Source organism: Sphingobium sufflavum, assembly GCF_021403115.1.
Classification (GTDB): Bacteria; Pseudomonadota; Alphaproteobacteria; order Sphingomonadales; family Sphingomonadaceae; genus Sphingobium; species Sphingobium sufflavum.
The window spans coordinates 446003-463495 of record NZ_JAJSSH010000002.1 but is presented as its reverse complement, the minus strand read 5'-3'; the positions used below and the strand labels follow the sequence as shown (position 1 = coordinate 463495).

The following is a 17493-nucleotide window of genomic DNA, read 5'->3' as shown; positions in this document are numbered from 1 at the left end:
GGCAATGCAAAACGAAACCCATAATCGGCGCGCGATCTTCTGGATCTGCGTGCTGGCGCTGTTCACCGCCGCCCTGTCCTTCTCGATCCGCACCGGCGCGTCGGGGGCGATCAAGGCGGCGCTGCTCGATTCCACCGTGCCCCTCCATTCGGGCGAGATGATCGCGGCCGCGCTGGGCAACAGCTTCCTGGGCTTTGCGATCAGTCTGCTGATTGTCAGCCCCCTGCTCGACATCATCGGGGCCAAGCGGGCGATACTGTTCGCCTCCGCCTGCTTCATCGTCGGCCCCGTGCTGATCCTGCTCTCCCCCTCCGTGACCGGGATCGACGCGGTGTACCGCCTGCTGACCATCGGCATGGTGGTCTGCGGGCTGGGCTGGGGCGCGACGGAGGCGTCGATCAATCCCGTCACCACCGCCCTCTATCCCAATGACAAGACGGGGCGGCTCAACCTCCTCCACGCATGGTGGCCGATGGGCATCGTCGTCGGCGGACTCACCAGCATCCTGTTCTTCGAGCAACTGCATCTCGGCTGGCAGGTGCTGGTCGCGCTGATCGCGGTGCCGGGCGCGATCTTCGGCCTGTGGGCCATGACGCAGACCTTTCCCAAGACGGAAAGCGCCACGCTGGGCGTGCCCTTTGGCGAGATGATCGCGGAACCGTTCAAGCGGCCCGGCTTCTGGATCTTCCCGATCATCATGTTCCTGACGACCTCGGCGGAACTGGCCCCCGGTTCGTGGGTCGATGTGGCGCTGACCCAGACGGCGGGCATGCCGGGCATCCTCGTCCTCGTCTATGTCTCCGCCATCATGTTCGTCATGCGCCATTTCGCGGGCGCGCTGGAGCATCGCTTCTCCGACATGGGGTTGCTGTGGTTCTGCACCATCCCGGCGGGCATCGGCCTCTATGGTCTCAGCCTCGCCTCCTCGCCGGTCACCGCGCTGGTCGCGGCGACGCTCTGGGCGTTCGGCGTGTGCTTCATGTGGCCCACCATGCTGGCCGCATCGGCGCGGCGCTATCCGCGCGGCGGGCCATGGTCTATCGGCATCGTCGGCTTTGCCGGTGCGATGGCGATCTATTTCGTCCTGCCGCAAATGGGCAAGATCTATGACGCGGCCAAGCTGGAGAAGGCCGGCGGCGAGGCAGCCTTTGCCGCGCTCCAGCCCGGTCCCGAACTGAAATCGGTCCTGTCCTTCGCCGCTGAACAGTCGTTCCAGGCGATTGCGGTGATCCCGATCATCCTCTTCTTCATCTTCGGCGGCGTCTGGCTGGTCGAACGCAAGCGCAAGGGCTGAACCGCATGAAGATCGGCATGAACATGCTGCTATGGACCGGCCATCTGACGGCCGACCATATCCCCGTGCTGCGCGCGCTGAAGGACACCGGTTTCGACGGGATCGAAGTGCCCGTGTTCGACACCAGCGACCCGGCTCATTATCGCTGGCTGGGCGGCGTTCTGGACGACATCGGGCTGGAGCGGACCATCGTCGCGCTGATCCCCGACGAAGCCCATTCCCCCATCTCGCCCGACGCCGCGCACCGCGCCGGGGCGGTCGAGCATCTCCAGCGCGTGATCGACTGCTCCCACGCGGTCGGCGGCCAGATATTGGCGGGGCCATGGTTCCAGCCGCTGGGCGTGTTCAGCGGCGCGAACCCGACCGAGACGGAGCTGGAGCGTTGCGCCGAAGTCCATCGCCAGATCGTGCCCATCGCGCTGGCGGCGGGCCTGACCTGCGGGCTGGAGCCGCTCAACCGTTTCGAGGCCTATCTGCTCAACACCTGTGAGCAGGCGATTGCCTATGGCGACCGCGTCGGCCAGCCGGGCTTCGGCATCCTCTACGACACGTTCCACGCGAATATCGAGGAGAAGGATCCGATCGCCGCGCTGCGCGCCCTGCATGCGTCGGGCTGGCTCGGCCATGTCCATATCTCGGAGAATGATCGCGGCACGCCGGGGCGCGGCCATGCGCAGATCCGGGAGACGATCGCGGCGCTCCGGGCGCTGGGCTATGACGGCTGGATGACCATCGAGGCGTTCGGACGCGGCCTGCCCGAACTGGCCGCCGCCACCCGCGTCTGGCGCGATTTCTTCACCAGTCCGGAGGAAGTCTACACCGAGGGCCATGCCTATATCCGCGACTGCTGGGACGCAGCCGCATGACCGCCCTGTCTTACCCATCCACCCCATCCCCGAACGGATCGCATCCAGCGATCCCCTCCAAGGATTGATGCCCATGTCAGAACTATTGCATCTTGATCGCCGGTCGCTGCTGAGCCAGGCGCTGCTGCTGGTCGGCGCGACCGCCACCGCCGGGCTCAGCGGCTCCGCCCTTGCCAAGGTCGCGGCGGGTCCGAAGCGGTTCCTCGACGCCCCCAACTTCACCGTGCTGAGCGCGGTGGCGGACACCATCGTACCGCGCACCAAGACCGCCGGAGCGGTGGACGCGGGCGTTCCGGCCACGTTCGACGCGCTGCTCCTCAACTGGGCATCGCCCGCCACCCGCACCTTGTTGAAGGGGGCGCTGCTGGACATCGACCAGCAGGCGCGCACCCAACAGGGCAAGGGCTTTGCCGCCCTGTCGCCGGAGGCGCGGCTGGCCTTCCTGACACCCTATGACGCCGCCGCATCGAAGGTCGTGCCGGTGACCGGGGCAACGAAAAACGCCCTGTCGGCGCTGATGTCCGGGCCGCCGACCGCCAACCCCAGTTACAGCAAGCTCAAGCAGTTGCTCGTCACACTCTATTATCTGTCCGAGCCAGCCCTGACGCAGGAGCTGAGCTATGAACACGCCCCCGGCGAATGGAAGCCCTCCATCCCCGTCACGCCCGACACCCGTCCCGCCGCCGGCGGCGCCTTCTGATCCGAGGAACCAGCAATGTTTGATGCAATCGTAATCGGCTCAGGGATGAGCGGCGGCATTGCCGCAAAGGAACTGTGCGAGCGTGGCCTCAAGACGCTCGTCATCGAGCGCGGCCGCAAGCTGGAGCATGGCGCGTCCTACACCGACTGGATGCAGCCGTGGGAGCTGCCCAATGCAGGCATGGTGCCGGAGGAGGAGCTGGCGCGCGACTATCCGATCCAGAGCCAGTGCTACGCCATGACCTCCGCCACGCAGCAATATTGGGTGAAGGACTCGGAAAGCCCCTACACCACCCCGGCGGACAAGCCTTTCTCCTGGATTCGCGGCAATCATCTGGGTGGCCGCTCGATCATGTGGGGCCGCCAGTCCTATCGCCTGTCCGCCATGGATTTCGAGGCGAACGCGCGCGACGGCCATGGCGCCGACTGGCCGATCCGGTACGAAGACATCGCCCCCTGGTACGACCATATCGAGAAGTTCATCGGCGTGGCCGGGTCGAAGGAGGGCCTGCCCCAGTTGCCCGACGGCGAATTCCTGCCGCCGTTCGGCCTCAACGATGCGGAGCTTCAGTTCAAGAGCGCGGTGGAGGGCAAGTTCCCCGGCCGCAAGGTGATCCCCGGTCGCGTCGCCAACCTGTCCAAGGCGCAGCCGCATCATGAGGAACTGGGCCGCAACAGCTGCCAGAACCGCTCCTTCTGCGAGCGCGGGTGCAGCTATGGCGCTTATCACTCCAGCCTCAGCTCCTCCCTGCCCGCCGCCGAGCGCACCGGCAACCTGACCATCGTGACCGACGCCATCGTGCACAGCATCGTCCACGACCCCAAGACGGGCCGGGCGACCGGCGTGCGGATCATCGACGCCAACAGCAAGGTCGGCCGCACCTATGAGGCGAAGATCATCTTCTCCTGCGCGTCCACCATCGGCACCACGCAGCTGCTGCTCAACAGCGCGACCGACGCGATGCCCAACGGCCTGGCCAACAGTTCCGACATGGTCGGTCGCAACCTGATGGACCATCTCTATGCCCTGTCGGTCGTCGGCCTGCTGCCCAAGGGACCGGACACCTATTATCATGGACGGCGGCCGACCGGCCTCTACATCCCGCGCTATCGCAACCTGAACCCCGCGGGCGAGGGCAACGACTTCGTGCGGGGCTTCGGGTATCAGGGCGGCGTATCCCGCATGGGCTGGCGCTCCACCGCGCTGGGCCTGCCCGGCGTCGGCGCGGAGCTGAAGGATCGTGCGCGCAAGCTCGGCCCGTGGATGGTGTACATCTCCGGCTTTGGCGAGATGCTGCCCAATCCCAACAACCGCGTGACGCTGAACGCCAATCAGAAGGACAAATGGGGCATCGCGACGCCGCATATCGACTGTGCGCTGGGCGACAACGAATATAAGATGGCCGCTCGCATCATCGAGGATGGCAAGGCGATGGTGCAGGCCGTCGGCGGCATGGTGATGAACGTGAGCGCCGAACCCGGCGTGCCCGGTCTCGGCATCCACGAAATGGGCACCGCGCGCATGGGCAAGGATCCCAAGACGTCCGTGCTCAACAAGTGGAACCAGACGCACGATGTGCCCAACCTGTTCATCACCGACGGGTCGGCCATGGCGTCGAGCGGCTGCCAGAACCCGTCGCTCACCTATATGGCCCTCTCCGCTCGCGCGGCGGACCATGCGGCCAAGCTGCTGAAGGAGGGCCAGTTGTGATGCGGGTTGCCCCCCTGATGACCCGTGCACTGCGAACGCTGGTGCCGGCGGTGCTGGCGCTGGCGGTGGCCTCACCCGCCCTCGCCGCTCCCAGGGCGGCGGCCAAGCCGGTGGACTGCGCCCTGCGCGACGCGCCCTTCTCCGTCGAAAGCCCGCTGGTCGACATATTGCTCAGCCCCGCCGCCCGCGCCATCGTGGACAAGGCGGCGAACGGACGGCTCGCCAAGCTGCCGCCGCAGTTCGCGGGCACGCAGGCGCCGACCTTTGCGGCGCTGATGACCCTGCGTCAGGCGTCGGCCTTCACCGGCCTGACACCGGACGCCGTTGCCGCGCTCGACCCGCAACTGCGCGCGCTGCCGGTGACGGAGGCGGACAAGGTGGCCCGCTGCACCCGCTACGACAATGACGCGACGCCGCTGCCCCTCATCACACAGGGCAAACCCCGCATCCTGCTGTTCGAGAAGGTCAACGGCTTCTATCACAAGGAGGCGATCCCCGCCGCGCACGACGCCTTCATCGCCATGGCAAAGCGCAAGGGCTGGGCCATCGCCGCCACGGACAAGGGCGGGGCGATCACCGCGCAGAACCTGCGCCGGTTCGATGCCGTCATCTGGAACAACAACAGCGGCGACGTGCTGACGGTCAGCCAGCGCAAGGCTGTGCGCGACTTCGTCGAGCGCGGCGGCGGCTTCGTCGCCATCCATGGCGCGGGCGGGGACAGCAGCTATTTCTGGGACTGGTACGCCCATGACGTGCTGGGCGCGCAGTTCAAGGGCCATCCGATGGCTCCGCAGTTCCAGGACGCCCGCGTCGTCGTGGAGGCCCCCACCCATCCCGTCGCAAAGGGATTGCCCGCCGAATGGACGATGACCGACGAATGGTATTCGTTCAGCGATAACCCCCGCACATCGGGCGCCACGGTCCTCCTGACGCTGGACGAAAAGAGCTACAAGCCCGGCACCGCGCTGACGATGGGCGACCATCCGCTGGCGTGGACCAAATGCGCGGGCAAGGGCCGCATCTTCTACTCCGCCATCGGCCACCGCGCCGAATCCTACGCCCAGCCGCAACATCTGGCGCTGCTGGAATCGGCGATCACATGGGCGGCGGACAAGCGCCAGCCCTGCCCGGCGCCCGCCGCGCGATAATCCGTCCCTTGCAGAATCGCGTGGACAGAAAGCCCTTCGCCGACATCCCCCGGCGAAGGGCTTTTCCATTGTAAACCCTGCGTCCGGGGAACCGATACCGTCCCGACATGTTCTATCCCCAAACGCTACAGCAAGGGGACCAGCATGAGCGACGACAGCAACCCGCCCGCACTTCAGCCCGCCATCCTGTCGGACAAGGAGTTCAAGGCAAAGCTGGCTTCGGTCATCCCGCAACTGCGCGCCTTCGCCCGCAGCCTGTGCGGCAACCGGGACACCGCCGACGACCTCGTGCAGGACACCATGCTGAAGGCATGGGCCGCGCGCGAACGATTCGAGGCGGGCACGAATTTCAAGGCATGGGCCTTCACCATCCTGCGCAACCATTATTTCAGCCAGACCCGCCGCCTGCGCTTCGTCGGCGAATGGGACGAGCTGACCGCCGACCGCATCCTTGCCGCCCCCGCCAGTCAGGACAAGACGGTGGAGATGCGCGACCTAATGCGCGCCCTGCAACAGCTTCCCGCCCCCCAGCGCGAGGCGCTGATCCTCGTCGGCGCGGGCGGCATCTCCTATGAGGAAACCGCCGAGATCACCGGCGTCGCTGTCGGCACGGTCAAGAGCCGCGTGGCCCGCGCCCGCATGGCGCTGGAGGCGATCATGGACAGCGGCCAGCTCGACACCGCGCGCAGCGATTTTGCCGACGACGGCGATCCGGTGGTCAGCATCTTTGCCTATCTCGACCGGATTCAGGCCAGCCGCGCTGCCATGGCCCGGATCGGTCATCAGGAGCTGACGGCCATCGCCGCCTGACCAGCCACCAGACTATAGCTATCTGAAAAGACTTCGCCTTCATCAGGCGAAGTCTTTTTCGTATCGCGAATATTGGACCAATAGCTGTACGATATTGGTCATACCTATCTGATTGACCAGATACAGGTGATTCGGTTTATCACCCATCACTTTACCTGTTGGGCGCTACCATGACCTGCGCGTAACCTTTTGGAGAGCCGCTGACCCTCAAGGTGCCGCCATTCCCGCCAATGGTCTTTCGACCCTCTCCAGAACATTGTATTTCTTGGAATTGCGACGGAGTCGCGGGCGGAAAGTCATGATGAACCCATGTCCAACCTGTCCCAAATACCGACGCAACACGCCGTAACGATTGCAAAAGTTGCAAGAAAGACTCTTAGCGCCATTGAAAAGCGGCTTGGCTCACGCCAGAAGCGCGCAATCGGCCTAGGTGCTCCTGTCCCCTGCGATCCGCGGGCGGTCGGGCGCGCACAGCGCCATGCTAAAAGACAGATCGAAGGACCGTTCCCATGGCAGATATGCACCCATCCGAAACGGCACATCCGACACGACACGCAGCTTTGCTCGCCTGGGTAGACGATATTGCCACCCTCACCACGCCGCGTGACATCCAGTGGTGCGATGGATCGGAAGCCGAATGGCACCGCCTGTCGCAGCAACTGGTCGATGCCGGCACGCTGGTCCGGCTGGCCGCGGACAAGCGTCCCAACAGTTTCTACGCCCGTTCCGACCCGCGCGATGTGGCCCGCGTCGAGAGCCGCACCTTCATCTGCTCCGAAAAGGCTGAGGATGCGGGCGCGACCAACAACTGGCGCGACCCTGCAGAAACCCGCGCCGATATGAACCGCCTGTTCGCGGGCAGCATGACCGGCCGCACCATGTATGTCGTGCCCTTTTGCATGGGTCCGCTGGGTTCGCCCAACAGCGTGATCGGCGTGGAGCTGACCGACAGCCCCTATGTCGTCCTGTCGATGCGGATCATGGCGCGCATGGGCAAGCCCGCGCTCGACATGCTGGGCAATGACGGCTTCTTCGTGCCCTGCATCCATTCGGTGGGCATGCCGCTGACCGAAGGCGTCGCCGATGTGGCATGGCCATGCAATGACGAGAAGTGGATCGTCCACTATCCCGAAACGCGCGAAATCTGGTCCTATGGCTCCGGCTATGGCGGCAATGCGCTGCTCGGCAAGAAATGTCTGGCGCTGCGCATCGCCAGCGTGATGGCGCGCGACGACGGCTGGCTGGCCGAGCATATGCTGATCCTCAAGATCACCGGTCCCGACGGCGCATCGCACAATATCGCCGCCGCCTTCCCCTCCGCCTGCGGCAAGACCAACATGGCGATGCTGGAATGTGCGCTGCCCGGCTGGACGGTCGAGACGATCGGCGACGACATCGCGTGGATGCGCGTCGGGCAGGATGGCCGCCTCTATGCCGTCAACCCGGAAGCGGGCTTCTTTGGCGTGGCGCCGGGCACCGGCCCGTCCACCAACCGCAACGCGGTCGACACGCTGCACGCCAACGCCATCTTCACCAACACGGCGCTCACCGCCGACGGCGACGTGTGGTGGGAGGGGCTGACCAAGACCGCGCCGGAGGGGCTGACCGACTGGCAGGGCAAGCCGTTCGACCCTGCCAATGGCACGCCCGCCGCGCACCCCAATGCGCGCTTCGCCGTGCCCGCCAGCCAGTGCCCGTCCATCGCGGCGGAGTGGGACGATCCGGCCGGCGTGCCGATCACCGCCATCCTGTTCGGCGGTCGCCGCGCGACGGCTGTGCCGCTCGTCACCGAAGCCTATGACTGGAACCATGGCGTCTACCTTGCCGCCAACATCGCGTCAGAAGGCACGGCGGCGGCAGAGGGCAAGGTCGGCGCGCTGCGTCGCGATCCCTTCGCCATGCTGCCCTTCTGCGGCTATGACATGTGCCAATATTTCGCGCACTGGATCGAGACGGCGCGCAAGGCCCCGAATGGCGGCGCGAACCTGCCCAAGATCTTTCTGGTCAACTGGTTCCGCAAGGATGCCAATGGCAAGTTCCTGTGGCCCGGTTTCGGCGACAACGCCCGCGTGCTGAAGTGGGTGGTGGAGCGGTCCACCGGCCAGACCGACGCCATCGACAGCCCGATCGGCCGCCTGCCCGCCCCCGGCGCACTGGACCTTGGCGGACTGGACCTGGACGAGGCGGCGCTCACCGAACTGCTGGGCGTCGATGTCGAACTGTGGAAGGAAGAAGCCGCCGGCAACGCCCGCGACCTCGCCGCCCTCGGCACGATCCCGGCGGAACTGGCCGAACAGCAGGCCAGGCTGGAAGAGCGCCTTACGGTCTGATCCGCCCGCCCGGATTTTGAGATAGGAACCGCCCGCCGTGCCACTTGCGCCCGGCGGGCGGTTTTGTCTGTGGGTGGCGGATTTTGATGGTAAGGGGACCGTCGGCTTGTCTGAAACAATTACGGTCAACTGCTGCTAACTGAGAGTTATGAGATGAGAAGCAAAGATCAGAGCAGACGCGAATGATGCGCCAGCTCCGCACAAAAGTTCCCGACGACCAGAATTTTTAGCAGCACGCCATTGTCCAACTGCGGCTATTGTTGATGCGATCACACCAATGATTAAGATCGTAAGCCAGAACTTAGTATGTACCATAAAGCACCTACTTATCAGCTTAGATCATTATGGCGGCAACCATCGACTTCCGCAAGTGGTCGGCAGCAGACTGCGGTGTCTTACCTTCTCCACCTCCCATCACGCCGCTAGCCTCCCCGCCCGCTCGAACGCCAGCGGCAACCGCAACCGCGCGGTAAAGCCATCCGCGCCGGACAACAGCCCCACATCCCCACCATGGGTCCGCGCGATGGAGCGGCAGACCGCCAGCCCCAGTCCATTGCCCGCCTTGGCCGACGCCCGCGCCTCCGCCGTGCGGTAGAAGGGTTCGAACACCCGGTCCTGTTCGTCGGGCGCAACGCCCGCCCCGGCATCCACGACATCGACAAAGGCTTCCTGCCCGTCGTTCCAGACCCGGATTTTTGCAAGCGCACCATATTTGATCGCATTTTCGACCAGATTGTCGATCAGGCGGCGCACCGCCAGCCGGTCGACATCCACCACCATATCGCCGCCCACGGCCCTGCCATCCCCAGACCTGCCATCGCCAGCCCGGCCATTCCCGTTCTCGCCTTCGGCCACGCTCACCGCCGCCCCGGTTCCGCGCCAGCTATCCGCCAGTTCCGCCACTAGCGCGGGCAGCGCCACATATTCGCGCGGGGCAGGCGTCGACCCCTGATGGATGAATTCGAGGACGGAGGAGATCATCGCCTCCATCTCCTCCACCTCCGCGATCATGCCATCGCGGGTGGCGTCGTCGTCCACATCCTCAATGCGGAAGCGCAGCCGGGTGAGCGGCGTGCGCAGGTCATGGCTGATCGCGCCGACCATGGCCGTGCGGTCGTCCACAAAACTGCGCAACCGGGTCTGCATCTGGTTGAAGGCGCGGGCGGCGCGGCCCACCTCGGCAGGCCCCTCGCCCAGCGCCAGCACCGGCGCGGTGGGATCGCGACCCAGTTGCTCGGCCGCCTGCGCAAAGCCGATCAGCGGTTTCACCAGCCGCCGCGCGAAAATCCAGCCGAGCGGCGTCACCAGCGCCAGAGCGCAAAGGAACCACAGGAGGATACGCCGCTGCCATGTGTTGGGGAAAGGCTCCGCCGCCAGTTGCACCACGGACCAACGCCCGTCGGGCAACCGCAGTCCGGCGACGAAATTCCCCTGCACATAGGGCGCGGGGGCAAGGCCGAACAGGCCGGTGGCGCGCGCGACCGGCTCCACCACCTGCCCACCCATCGCCACGCCGGTGGGGATAGAGCGTATGTCCGGCGCCGCGGATGACCCGGCCTGTTCGCGCAAATCCTGCGCGGACAGAGCCTGCGTGGACAGAGCCTGCGTGGACAGGGGCGCAATGGACGATGGCAGCGCATCGGCGGCGGCTGGCCTGTCCCGATCCGCGCCACCTGCATCCACCACGGCGGACGAGCGAGCGGACGCGCGCTCCCCCTCCACCCGTTCCGGCGGGACAGAACGGGTCGTCCGCACAGCGCTTTCGGTGGAGGGTGGCGTCATGCGAAACCCGTCCAGTCCGGGCAGGATCGACGGCCCGGCATAGGGCGGCGCGGGCTGGGATGGAGAACCGGCGCGCGGCGAGGCGGCTATCCGGCCCGGTGCGGGCGGACCGCTCTGGCCATTGGCGACTGGCACGTCACGCGGCGCGACAGCACGGTCCTGCCCCTGCGCCGGAAAGGCGGAACCGGCCCCGCCCTGCGGCACGCCCTGCGTAGCGCCCCCTTGGGGCGAGCGGCCCTGCTCCTGAGAGGATTGCCCCTTAGAGGACGGCCCTTGCGGCAACTGGCCCTGCGCGGGGCGTCCCTGCCCCGGCATCTGGCTACGCTGACCCTGCCCGCCCCAGCCTTGTCCGCCCCAACCTTGTCCGCCCCATCCATCGCCACGCGGCATGCCCTGCTGCATCGGCCCACCCATCGGCGCGCCCCAACCACCCGGCATGGCGCCGCCGCCCGGCATACCGCCCGGCGGCGGTCCCTGCTGCGCCTCCGCCCGGCCGACGAACAGGCTCGCCACCCGCCCGCGCAGCGAAGCGGCGGACAGCGCCTCCGGGGCCAGCGGTCCTTGTGCAAAGGGCGCAGGGGAATAGAAGAACAGCCGCACATGGTCGCGCGGCGCGTCGACCAGTTTCGCCAGATCGCCGGTCGCGGTTTCGGGGACCAGCCAGCCGGAACCGGACACCGCCGGGGCCGCCACCTGCACCGACCGTTGCAGGTCGTCGGCGGAGGCCGCGCCGGACCGCAGCGCCATCGCAATATCCTCCAGCCGGTGGCGGGGCGTGGGCGGCGGCGGCAGAACCAAAGTCAAGAACAGGGTCACGACCTGCGCGACCAGCAGGCCGCCGATCAGCAACGCCAATATCTGGAACAACAGCGGCGGGCCGCGCCAGATACGCGGAAAGGCGGGCGGTGCGGGGCGGTCGGTCATCGCGCCATCGTGCCATATCGGCGGGGCGGGAGCCATGATGCTGTTGCCGGTCATGGCCTGGCCCGCCCGCCGTCATCGGCCCCGGATTGCGCGCTATCGCCGCAGACGCCAGGCGCACCATCTTTCGCCCTGCGATGACCCGTGCCGCGCCATGGCTCCACCCTGCGGACCAGCCGCGACAGGCCATGGCTCGCCAGCAGCATCAGCACCGCAACCAGCAGGGTCAGGCCCGCCATCGCGCGCCCTCCCCGCCATCGGCAAAAGCCGCGCCTGTGCTGGCCCGCGCCAACCGCATGACCCCGGACGGGACGGCGGCGGTGCCACCGATCCCGTCCGGGGGGAAGGAGCCTGAGCGCGCACCATCCCTGCCAGGGACCGGCGACGGCGGGATGCCCGAAAGGAGGGAGGCTGTCGATGCGACCCGAAGGGCCTGTCCTTTCCATGTCATCCCACGCCCCTCCCTAAGACAGGGACGCAGGATCGCCGATGCGCTTTGCAGGCGGATTTCACGAACATGTCGGGACTGAAATACGCTGCAACAAAGCGCGCGACGCAGAAAAACCGCCGCAAAGTTACGCTGGTAATCGGCGGGCATGAACGCCATTCACTATCCCATGGACCTCGCCACCCGCATTCTGATCGTCGACGATGATGAGGGCATCCGCAGCCTCATCTCCTCCTATCTGGAGAAGCATGGCTTTGTGACCGAAACCGCGGGCGATCCCGACGCGATGCGGCTGAAGCTGGAAAACGGCCGCTACGACCTGATCGTGCTGGACGTGATGATGCCGCGGGAGGACGGCCTGACCGCGCTGCGCCGGTTGCAGAAGGACGGCGGGCCGCCGGTCATCATACTGTCGGCGGTGGGGACGGACATCGACCGGATCGTGGGTATCGAAATGGGGGCGGAGGATTATCTGGCCAAGCCGTGCAACCCGCGCGAACTGCTGGCCCGCATCCGCGCCGTATTGCGCCGCAATGCCCCGGCGGCCGTGGTGCCCACCCCTGCCGCTCCCGGTGCAGTTCCCGCCTTTGCCGCCCCGCAGGACGACGATAGCGGCGCCATCCTGCGGTTCGCGGGCTGGCGCATCAATGTGATGGCGCGCGTCCTGCACGACCCCGACGGATCGATGGTGCATCTGTCCGATGGCGAGTTCCGCCTGCTGCGCGCCTTTGTCGAGCATCCCGGCCGGGTGCTGACCCGCGACCAGTTGCTGGAATATGCGCGCGGGCAGGACGTGGACTATTTCGACCGCGCCATCGACGTGCAGCTCAGCCGCCTGCGCCGCAAGATGGGCGGCGGCGACAGCGCCGACCTGATCCGCACCATCCGGAACGAAGGCTATATCTTCGTGCCCCCCGTGACGCGCTAGGGGCTGATAGAGCGAAGAATATTTCACCGCCCGGCGCAAAGATTTCCATCCTGCAAGACGGCTGAAATTCCAGCGCAAAACGGCACGCCCATTCCTTGTCGCAGGGACACGGCGCCGCATCGACAGGCTCCGCGATCCACAAGCGAGGAGCCAAGCGAATGTCATCACACCATCCCGATACCGCCGCCATGGACGATCATGATCGCGGCCTTGCCCATGACCTGGCGGTGATTTCCGGCCGGATCATGGAACGGCGGCGGGTCTTGCGGCTGTTCGCGGGGGCGGGCGTCACCGCGATGGTCACGGGATGCGGCGGGTCGGGCGACACGGCGTCGGGCAGCACATCGTCCACGACCATTACGACCGGCAGCACCTCGACCAGTTCCGGCACGACCACGACGGGCACCACCACAACAACGGGCACCACATCCGGCACCTGCATCGCAGACCCGGCGGAAACGGCAGGCCCCTACCCCGGCGACGGCACCAACAGCAGCAGCGGATCGACCAGCAACGTCCTGACCCAGAGCGGCATCGTGCGCAGCGACATACGGTCCAGTTTCCTGGGGTCCGGCACCGTCGCATCCGGCGTCCTGTTGACGATCACGCTGACCGTGGTGAACGTCAACAGCAGTTGTGCACCGCTATCGGGCTATGCCGTCTATCTGTGGCATTGCGACATAGACGGCAATTATTCGCTCTATAGCGTACCCGCCGAAAGCTATCTGCGCGGGGTGCAGGTGACGGACGCCAACGGGCAGGTGACGTTCACCACCATCTTCCCCGCCTGCTATTCCGGCCGTTACCCCCATATGCATTTCGAGCTGTTCAGCAGCCTGACCGCCGCGACATCGGGCCGCTATGCACTGCTGACCTCGCAACTGGCGATGCCGCGCGACGTGTGCACCACCGTCTATGCCACCAGCGCCTACAGCAGCAGCGGCAGCCGGCTGGCCAGCGTCACCACCGCGAACGACAATGTGTTCGGCGACAACAGCACGGCGCAGATCGCGGCGATGACGCCCACCATCACCGGGTCCGTCGCGGCGGGCTATGTCGGCGCCGCGACCATCGGGGTCAGTATCTGACCGGCCGTTCGGGGAGAGGCGGGGCATCCACCCCGCCTCTCCCGCCATCCTCCCCCTCTGCATCATCCCCCTCCCCCTTCACTCCTCTTCAACTCTCCCTTCATCGAGGTTGTCCGAATGTACGCGCCTGCCCCTGCCTCAGCGCCCGCCCGCTCCCCTGTACAGGCCCCTGTGCACGCCCACACCTGCACCCATGTCCCCCGCAAGACAGCGGTGCAGGAGGAGGGCGGCGTCTATCGCGCGATCTGCCGCCGCTGCGAGTGCGATCTGGTCCGCACGCTGGCCTCGCGCAAATGGTATCGGTCGGGGCTGTTCGGATGAGCGGACGCCCGCCCTTCCCCCTGCTCCTGCCTCCCGGCCGGGAGGCCGCATGAACCGTCCCCTACATCTGGTCCGCAACGGCATCGTCCTCGCCTGCACCGCCTCCCTGTGCGCGGCGGGCGTGGTCTGGGCGGTCCGCAATCCCGGTGGCGCGGTCCCGCAGGCCGTGCTGGCGCTGGCCGACGCCCCGCGCTTCGTCGCGGCGACCCTCGCCAATGTGACCGGCGACCGCTTTGCCCTGTCGCGGACGCCGGACGAGTTCGGCGCCATCCCCGGCTATCGCCCCGTCGCCAACCACAGCCGCCACCGCATAGAGGGGCTGGTCGTCCGCACCGATGCCGCCCACCCGCCCCGGCGGGGCTGGCGGATACTCTATGGCATCTTCCAGATCGACGGCGCGCCCGCCTATGCCGCCCTCGCCCTCTCGCCTGCCTTCGCCATAGAGCATGTCTGGATGGTCGGCGGCGGCACGTCGGGCGATGCTGTCACGCCGTTCGAACCGGCCCCCTATCCCCATGGTTTCGCGCTGCTGCGCGACGGGTCGATCCTCGCCGGGTTCGACAGCAATTACCGGACGGTGCGGGTCGGGTGGTGCGGCGACGTGCGCTGGACCTCCCCCGCCTATCTCAACCACAGCATTTCCCCCACCGACGACGGCCGCTTCGCCTGGGGCGTCGCTCCGGGCGACACGATCCAGAAGATCGACATCGCCACCGGACGGATCGTCCGCACCATCGACATGGCGGCGCTGCGCCGGGCCAACCCGGATGTCAGCGCGCTCGACATGCTGCGCATCAACGACAACGAACTGGGGGAGAACAGCCGCACATCCGCGCGCGGCAGCCATCCCGACCCCTATCATCTCAACGACGTGGACCCGCTGCCCGCCGCACTGGCGACCCGCTTTCCGCAATTTCGCGCGGGCGACCTGCTGCTCAGCTTCCGCTCGATCAATCTGGTCGCGGTGGTCGATCCGGGGACGTTGCGCATCAAATGGCTCACCAACGACCATAGCTTCCGCCAGCATGATCCCGACTGGTCGCCCATGGGGGAGATCAGCTTGCTCGACAACCGGATGGGGCAGGGATTCAGCCGGATCATCGCCTTCGATCCCGCGACCGGCGGCCACCGCACCATCGTCGATGGCGCGCGCCTGAACTTCCACACGCGCATCCGGGGCAAGCATCAGCCGCTGCCGGACGGGGGCACACTCATCACCAGTTCCGGGCAGGGCCGCGTTCTGGAGGTCGACCGCCAAGGCCGCGTCACCGCCAGCATCCTGAACCACGACCCCCGGACCAGCGGCCGCAACCTGCTGATCTCCGAAACCCTCCTGCTCCCCACCCCCAGCCCCCTGTTCGAAAAGGCCCGCCCATGCGCAGACTGACCCTCCCCGCCCTGTTCCCAGCCCTGTTCCTCACCCTGCTGGCGGCGGAACCCGCCTTCGCCTATGTCGGTCCCGGTTCCAGCCTCGGTGCGGTGGGCGTCGTCTTCGGGCTGATCGGCGCGATCATCCTCAGCCTCGTCTCCTTCATCTGGTATCCGGTCAAGCGGCTGCACCGGAAGCTGTTCCGCCGCCCCGCCACGCGCCATCCGCGCGCGCGCATCGTGTCGCGGGGCAAGCGCCTCTCATGATCTGGCTGCCCACCCTGCTGGCCAGTTGCCTGGCCGCCGAACTCTTCCTGCACATGCCCATCGCCCGTCAGGCCCGGCGGACATTGGGCAGTTGCGCACAGGCGCAGCATGTCATCCTGTCCCGCGCCATCTCCGATCATTGGAAGGAGAAGGTGATGCCCGCCTATGCCCTGCGGCTGGGGCGGCAATCGCTGATGCTCGCCGCCTATTTCGCCGCCTTCACCCTGCTCGCCGCCGCGACCATGCAGGGGATGGACAGGCTGATGCCGGATGCGGCCCGCTTCATGGGCAGCGCCCGCGGGCTGGCCGCCGGATTCCTGATCTCCCTCCTCTACCTCATGGCGCGGCGGCATCATGGTCCGGCATGACTATGGCCGGATGGACCGGCTGCTGCATCGGCTGGCGCTGGGCCTGCCCGCGCTGGCGGAACTGAGCTTCGACCTCGACCAGCGGGCCAGCGGTGCGGCGCACAGGGCGGACGCGGTCGCCGGGCAGCCCCATGTCTTCGTCACCGGGCTGGCGCGGGCGGGCACCACCATCCTGCTGCGCCATCTCCATGACAGCCGCCGGTTCCGCTCGCTCACCTATCGCGATATGCCCTTCCCGCTGGCCCCCAACCTGTGGCGACGCGTCTCCGCGCGCTGGCGCAAGGGCCGCTCCGCCGATGCTCCCGCCCGGCAACGCGCGCATGGCGACGGCATCCCGGTCGATGCCGACAGCCCGGAGGCGCTGGAGGAACTCTTCTGGCGCATCCAGTCCGGCAGCGACTATATCCGCCGCCACGGCCTGCTGCCCCACCAGCCGGACGATCATGTCATGACGCTGTTTCGTCGCTATGTCGCCGCGATCATGGCGTCGCCGGATGCGGGACAGGCCCGCTACCTGTCCAAGAATAATAACAATATCCTGCGCCTGCCCGCCTTGCAGCAGGGGTTTCCCGCCGCGCTGTTCGTCATCCCCTTTCGCCATCCCGCCGACCATGCCCTGTCCCTGTGGCGACAGCATCGCCATTTCCGGGCGTTGCAGCGGCACTCGCCGTTCATCCGCACCTATATGGACGGGCTGGCCCATCATGAATTCGGCCTGGGCCAGCGCCCCTTCCTGATCGGCGGCCCGCCCCCGCCCCACCTGACGCCGGACGTGCCCGACTATTGGCTCGACATGTGGATCAGGGTGCATCGGCATCTGGTCGGGCAGGCGAACGGGCGGATGCTGCTGGTCTGCCATGAGGAGCTGTGCACGGATCCGGCGGTCTGGCGGCGGCTGCTCGACCGCCTCGATCTGCCCCCCGGCCAGCCGTCCCGGTTCAGCGCGCCGCCTGGCAAGCTGCCCAAAAACCCGGCCGAAAACCGCGACAGCAACTTCGATCCCGCCGGGTTGCGCGAAGCATCCGCCCTCTACGACCATCTGCGATTACTGGCCCATCTTCACGCCCGACGGGACGAACAGGTCCGTATCTTTCGCCTCGCATCCTGATCTTCGATTCTGTGCAGTAGTTCTTTAGTATTTTCT

16 protein-coding genes are annotated in these 17493 nt (G+C 66.8%); 14 read left to right on the top strand and 2 right to left on the bottom strand.

What is annotated here, in order from left to right; genetic code table 11:
- Positions 1 to 4: 4 nt before the first annotated feature.
- From LWE61_RS05405 to LWE61_RS05375, 7 genes are all read left to right on the top strand, one after another.
- Positions 5 to 1294 (top strand): MFS transporter, encoded by a 1290-nt coding sequence (locus LWE61_RS05405; protein ID WP_234149000.1) that lies wholly within the window; start codon positions 5 to 7, stop codon positions 1292 to 1294.
- A 5-nt stretch (positions 1295 to 1299) separates the two neighbouring features.
- Positions 1300 to 2160, top strand: a complete 861-nt coding sequence (locus tag LWE61_RS05400) for a sugar phosphate isomerase/epimerase family protein (protein ID WP_234148999.1) — start codon at positions 1300 to 1302, stop codon at positions 2158 to 2160.
- Positions 2161 to 2233: 73 nt separating this feature from the next.
- Positions 2234 to 2860, top strand: a complete 627-nt coding sequence (locus tag LWE61_RS05395) for a gluconate 2-dehydrogenase subunit 3 family protein (RefSeq protein ID WP_234148998.1) — start codon at positions 2234 to 2236, stop codon at positions 2858 to 2860.
- Positions 2861 to 2875: 15 nt separating this feature from the next.
- The gene (locus LWE61_RS05390) at positions 2876 to 4570 is read left to right on the top strand and encodes a GMC oxidoreductase (protein ID WP_234148997.1); all 1695 of its coding nucleotides are present in this window, start codon (positions 2876 to 2878) and stop codon (positions 4568 to 4570) included.
- A complete protein-coding gene (locus LWE61_RS05385) occupies positions 4570 to 5718 on the top strand; it encodes a ThuA domain-containing protein (RefSeq protein WP_234148996.1) in 1149 nt (382 codons plus the stop codon). Before LWE61_RS05390 ends, LWE61_RS05385 begins: the two co-directional genes overlap by 1 nt.
- A 144-nt stretch (positions 5719 to 5862) precedes the next feature.
- Positions 5863 to 6528 (top strand): sigma-70 family RNA polymerase sigma factor, encoded by a 666-nt coding sequence (locus tag LWE61_RS05380; protein ID WP_234148995.1) that lies wholly within the window; start codon positions 5863 to 5865, stop codon positions 6526 to 6528.
- A gap of 509 nt (positions 6529 to 7037) precedes the next feature.
- Complete coding sequence (locus LWE61_RS05375; protein WP_326490604.1) at positions 7038 to 8858, top strand: phosphoenolpyruvate carboxykinase (GTP); 1821 nt, start codon at positions 7038 to 7040, stop codon at positions 8856 to 8858.
- Positions 8859 to 9272: 414 nt separating this feature from the next.
- Here the strand turns inward: LWE61_RS05375 and LWE61_RS05370 are convergent, their stop codons facing one another.
- Positions 9273 to 11618 (bottom strand): ATP-binding protein, encoded by a 2346-nt coding sequence (locus LWE61_RS05370; protein WP_234148993.1) that lies wholly within the window; start codon positions 11616 to 11618, stop codon positions 9273 to 9275.
- Complete coding sequence (locus tag LWE61_RS05365; RefSeq protein ID WP_234148992.1) at positions 11615 to 11800, bottom strand: hypothetical protein; 186 nt, start codon at positions 11798 to 11800, stop codon at positions 11615 to 11617. Before LWE61_RS05365 ends, LWE61_RS05370 begins: the two co-directional genes overlap by 4 nt.
- A gap of 357 nt (positions 11801 to 12157) precedes the next feature.
- On the opposite strand from LWE61_RS05365, the gene LWE61_RS05360 reads away from it, so the two are divergent.
- From LWE61_RS05360 to LWE61_RS05330, 7 genes are all read left to right on the top strand, one after another.
- Positions 12158 to 12937 carry a response regulator gene (locus LWE61_RS05360; RefSeq protein ID WP_234148991.1) on the top strand — a complete coding sequence of 260 codons (780 nt, stop codon included), beginning with the start codon at positions 12158 to 12160 and terminating at the stop codon, positions 12935 to 12937.
- A 158-nt stretch (positions 12938 to 13095) separates the two neighbouring features.
- Entirely contained in the window at positions 13096 to 14025 is a 930-nt protein-coding gene (locus LWE61_RS05355) for an intradiol ring-cleavage dioxygenase (protein WP_234148990.1), read from the top strand.
- Positions 14026 to 14196: 171 nt separating this feature from the next.
- Positions 14197 to 14346: a hypothetical protein gene (locus tag LWE61_RS05350; protein WP_234148989.1), complete on the top strand. Its 150-nt coding sequence runs from the start codon at positions 14197 to 14199 to the stop codon at positions 14344 to 14346.
- 49 nt (positions 14347 to 14395) lie between these two features.
- The gene (locus tag LWE61_RS05345; RefSeq protein ID WP_234148988.1) at positions 14396 to 15733 is read left to right on the top strand and encodes an arylsulfotransferase family protein; all 1338 of its coding nucleotides are present in this window, start codon (positions 14396 to 14398) and stop codon (positions 15731 to 15733) included.
- Positions 15721 to 15981: a hypothetical protein gene (locus LWE61_RS05340; RefSeq protein WP_234148987.1), complete on the top strand. Its 261-nt coding sequence runs from the start codon at positions 15721 to 15723 to the stop codon at positions 15979 to 15981. Before LWE61_RS05345 ends, LWE61_RS05340 begins: the two co-directional genes overlap by 13 nt.
- Entirely contained in the window at positions 15978 to 16349 is a 372-nt protein-coding gene (locus tag LWE61_RS05335; protein ID WP_234148986.1) for a hypothetical protein, read from the top strand. The genes LWE61_RS05340 and LWE61_RS05335 overlap by 4 nt, the downstream gene beginning before the upstream one ends.
- The gene (locus LWE61_RS05330) at positions 16336 to 17457 is read left to right on the top strand and encodes a sulfotransferase (protein WP_234148985.1); all 1122 of its coding nucleotides are present in this window, start codon (positions 16336 to 16338) and stop codon (positions 17455 to 17457) included. Before LWE61_RS05335 ends, LWE61_RS05330 begins: the two co-directional genes overlap by 14 nt.
- The last annotated feature ends 36 nt before the right edge of the window (positions 17458 to 17493 follow it).

Coding starts and splice junctions, on each gene's coding strand:
- LWE61_RS05405 (WP_234149000.1), top strand. CDS start 5: ATGCAAAACGAAACCCATAATCGGCGCGCGATCTTCTGGATCTGCGTG.
- LWE61_RS05400 (WP_234148999.1), top strand. CDS start 1,300: ATGAAGATCGGCATGAACATGCTGCTATGGACCGGCCATCTGACGGCC.
- LWE61_RS05395 (WP_234148998.1), top strand. CDS start 2,234: ATGTCAGAACTATTGCATCTTGATCGCCGGTCGCTGCTGAGCCAGGCG.
- LWE61_RS05390 (WP_234148997.1), top strand. CDS start 2,876: ATGTTTGATGCAATCGTAATCGGCTCAGGGATGAGCGGCGGCATTGCC.
- LWE61_RS05385 (WP_234148996.1), top strand. CDS start 4,570: ATGCGGGTTGCCCCCCTGATGACCCGTGCACTGCGAACGCTGGTGCCG.
- LWE61_RS05380 (WP_234148995.1), top strand. CDS start 5,863: ATGAGCGACGACAGCAACCCGCCCGCACTTCAGCCCGCCATCCTGTCG.
- LWE61_RS05375 (WP_326490604.1), top strand. CDS start 7,038: ATGGCAGATATGCACCCATCCGAAACGGCACATCCGACACGACACGCA.
- LWE61_RS05370 (WP_234148993.1), bottom strand. CDS start 11,618: ATGACCGGCAACAGCATCATGGCTCCCGCCCCGCCGATATGGCACGAT.
- LWE61_RS05365 (WP_234148992.1), bottom strand. CDS start 11,800: ATGGCGGGCCTGACCCTGCTGGTTGCGGTGCTGATGCTGCTGGCGAGC.
- LWE61_RS05360 (WP_234148991.1), top strand. CDS start 12,158: ATGAACGCCATTCACTATCCCATGGACCTCGCCACCCGCATTCTGATC.
- LWE61_RS05355 (WP_234148990.1), top strand. CDS start 13,096: ATGTCATCACACCATCCCGATACCGCCGCCATGGACGATCATGATCGC.
- LWE61_RS05345 (WP_234148988.1), top strand. CDS start 14,396: ATGAACCGTCCCCTACATCTGGTCCGCAACGGCATCGTCCTCGCCTGC.
- LWE61_RS05340 (WP_234148987.1), top strand. CDS start 15,721: ATGCGCAGACTGACCCTCCCCGCCCTGTTCCCAGCCCTGTTCCTCACC.
- LWE61_RS05335 (WP_234148986.1), top strand. CDS start 15,978: ATGATCTGGCTGCCCACCCTGCTGGCCAGTTGCCTGGCCGCCGAACTC.
- LWE61_RS05330 (WP_234148985.1), top strand. CDS start 16,336: ATGGTCCGGCATGACTATGGCCGGATGGACCGGCTGCTGCATCGGCTG.